3 protein-coding genes are annotated in these 3062 nt (G+C 41.0%); all 3 read right to left on the bottom strand.

Annotated features, from left to right (window positions below; translation table 11 throughout):
- Window positions 1–703 (bottom strand): HEAT repeat domain-containing protein (locus tag P9B04_RS18395; protein ID WP_342056430.1); only part of this gene is annotated, 703 nt, incomplete at its 3' end.
- A 149-nt stretch (window positions 704–852) separates the two neighbouring features.
- The gene (locus P9B04_RS18390; protein ID WP_342056431.1) at window positions 853–1464 is read right to left on the bottom strand and encodes a HEAT repeat domain-containing protein; all 612 of its coding nucleotides are present in this window, start codon (window positions 1462–1464) and stop codon (window positions 853–855) included.
- A gap of 93 nt (window positions 1465–1557) precedes the next feature.
- Window positions 1558–2832, bottom strand: coding sequence for a HEAT repeat domain-containing protein (locus P9B04_RS18385; protein ID WP_342056429.1), 1275 nt, complete (start codon window positions 2830–2832; stop codon window positions 1558–1560).
- Window positions 2833–3062: the final 230 nt, after the last annotated feature.

The raw sequence follows: 3062 nt of genomic DNA, 5'->3' as shown, positions 1-3062 counted from the left end.
CATCTTTGTCCCCTAACTTTCGGCGAGTCCCCCCAGACTTTTTGAGAAGCTTCGCTGAACGGCGAAGTTGTAAGTCCTCGTTTTGTAAAGCTTTGATTAAACGATCTCCATAGATTGGACTGCGGGTTAACTGATACATTGCTCTTGCTGCCCCATACTGTATTTTTTCAACAAAATGCTCTAAAAAAGGTTTAATTAAAGGAATACAATCTGTTGCTCCTAGAGTTCCCAATGCTTCTATCACGGCTTCATAGGGTTGAGTTAAATGGGGTTTCCCCGGTACTAGTTTAGCTGCTTCTATTCCACCATCTAATAGTTTTTTTAAGGGAGGAATAGAACGGGTGTCTTCTAACATTTCTAAGGCTTCAGCGGCTGCTTTTCTAACATAATAATCAGAACAGTCTAAGCAACGAATCAAAGGGTCTACAGCCCTACTATCTTGCAGTTTTCCTAACGCACGAGCAGCATTGCGTTTAAGGGGATAACTGCCATCTGGAGAAATTGCTTTCTCATCTTCTAGGGCATTTAACAAAGCGTTGACTGCTTTTGGCTCTTGTACACGAAATCTTCCTAACCACCAAGCTGCATAATAACGACTACTTAAATTATCCTCGTCTTCTAAATTAGCAATGGCTTGTTCTACCGTTAAGTTTACATCTTCTGTTGATTCCGATGAAGCCAATTCAGAGTGTTGATTTTCCATAGATAAGATGATTATTTAATTGATTAAATAATCATCTTATCTTGTCTTTAGCTTTTTACAACGTTCTATTGGGAGCAGTTAAACCGTAGTCTTATGAACGTCAAAAATGGGACTACGGTAACGAGAATGTTCGATTTGAGAGATATTCTTTAATGACTTCGGTTATAGTTGAGTACCAAATCCAAACGAGATAAAGCACTCGTAGCCGATTCGCGTACATAGGAATCCACCGATTCATTATTGGCAAATGTTGTGAGGACTTCAGTACACTTCGGATCTCCAATGGAAGCGAGTGCGTTAACAATTGCCACCTGCACTGCTACGTTATCTGTTGTCTCCAACGACTCTACTAAAATGTAGTATGCAGCTGAACCCATTTGACCCAACGCCATCACTGATGCAATATGAACCACTGGATTTTGGTCATTGATAGCAGCCTTTAATCCCTGCAAACCAGCTTCAGGAAAAGGTAAATTTGGATAATTAACAGCAATCTGCGCTAAGGCTTTGGCGGCACTTCCTCGTACAGTTACATTTTCACTATGTAGCAAGGACGTAACCAGCGATGGGACAGCATCTACTCCAATTACTCCTAAGGTTTTAACAGCTGCTCGACGATAAGTCGTATCTTCTTCATCCAAAATACTTATCAGATGAGGAATGGTATTTTCATCGCGAGACTCGGCAATTTCAAACATTGCCTGTTCGCGTAGATGAGGGTTGGGGTGTTTTAGTCTGTTAAATAGAGAATCTGTGGTCATAGTTGTCATGGGATTACAAATCAAAGAAAAAAAAAGACCTATTATATTCTCGAAACTTCCATATTAGATAATGACTGGAAGTCTTAGGTCAGATTAAACGGTCGCTTTGTGAAGGGTTTTAGCTGGAATCAACCAGTCGGGATTGTTGAGTGCGACATCATTATTGTCCTCAGAGCCAAGTTTTTCAAGTGCCATCAACGCAGCGTATTTTAAAACCCAGTTTTTTTCAGAGAGGCTGGATTGTAGAATAGGAATAGCCTTTGTTTCCCCCAGTTCTCCTAATGCAATCGCTGCAACAGCCCTTGATTTCTGAAATTGAGGTTGACGGTTATGCAAGGCTTCGAGTAGTAAATCATAGGCTGGAGCATATTTTAACCAGCCTAATAGTTTAATCACATGATAATGGGCTCCATAATCACTATAAGCTTCTTCGCTATAAGTCGCCAATAAGGCAGAGGGTGCGGTGTCTGAATAATGGTCGATAATTGTTTTACTAGCCAAATAGCATCGTCCAAAATCGGTTTCATATAATGTTCGGATCAAAACCGTTAAATCTGGGGTTTCTTCATAGGAATGCACTAAATTTAAATCATCGGGATGATCTCGCAACGTCTGTTCTAAATGGGGTTGAATCATTTCAAAAGTAATTTCCCCGTTCGGAATACCTGCTTCTGCTAGCATCCGAAGACCTCGTAGCCGAAACACCAATGATACAGGACATTGGGCAATATTAGGAATTGCATCATAGCAACGAGAATCAATTAAATCCTGAATAGACAACCGCCTTGCTAACACATTCTGGTGTTGCAACAGGGCTACCACTTTCTCCATTTGAGAATAATCCTTGGTAAAAATGCAGACTGAAGTAATGGCAGAACTAGCAACAAGGGGATCAAGATCATCTACAAATCGGCGAATTCGGTCTAGGGCTGGTTCATAATTTAACTTAGTTAGGGTGTGGATAATAACGCGGTAAGTTTGACCAGGCTTTTCAAGTAACTGAGCGACATCTTCGAGAATATGGTGATCAGTTGTTGCAATTTCTCCAATCGCCCAGACGGCATTTTCCACTGTGTAGCAGTCTTCGTCGTTTAAACAGCTATGAATGACTTCCAAAGCTTGCTTTGCTTCGAGTCTCCCTAGGGTTTCTATAGATTTTCGACGTACAATGCGATTATCTAGAGTGGGGTCGTTATTTTGTACTGCTCGGATTAAGGCATTGATGGCCTCTTCTGTAGGAAAATTGACCAAATGGGATGCAGCTATGTAGCGAGAATCGTTTTCGTTAATCTGGTCTTGAGGTGTATCTAAAAGGGCGATTGCTTGGTCTTCTGTCAGATTGAAGAAGTTGAAAAAGCGTTTATCCATAAACTTTATGGCTTTATCTAGTTAGTTTGATATTATACCTTGATTTATAGCTTGTGTACCGTGATATAATTAGCAGTGGTTGGATACAGTAGGTCGCATCGTTGTTGTCTGGATACCGTGTCAGCCTGTAGACTGAATTAATACTGGCACACCCCACCAGGAAACCAAAAAGTAAATACGAAGCTTCTCAAAAAGTCTGGGGGGACTCGCCGAAAGTTAGGGGACAAAGA

The organism is Crocosphaera sp. Alani8 (genome assembly GCF_038442745.1).
Taxonomy (GTDB): domain Bacteria; phylum Cyanobacteriota; class Cyanobacteriia; order Cyanobacteriales; family Microcystaceae; genus Crocosphaera.
The sequence above is the reverse complement of the archived record's forward strand: the minus strand, read 5'-3'. Positions and strand labels throughout refer to the sequence as shown.

Bases quoted from the DNA above. Each gene is read 5' to 3' on its own strand.
- P9B04_RS18390 (WP_342056431.1), bottom strand. From the start codon at position 1,464: ATGACCACAGATTCTCTATTTAACAGACTAAAACACCCCAACCCTCAT.
- P9B04_RS18385 (WP_342056429.1), bottom strand. From the start codon at position 2,832: ATGGATAAACGCTTTTTCAACTTCTTCAATCTGACAGAAGACCAAGCA.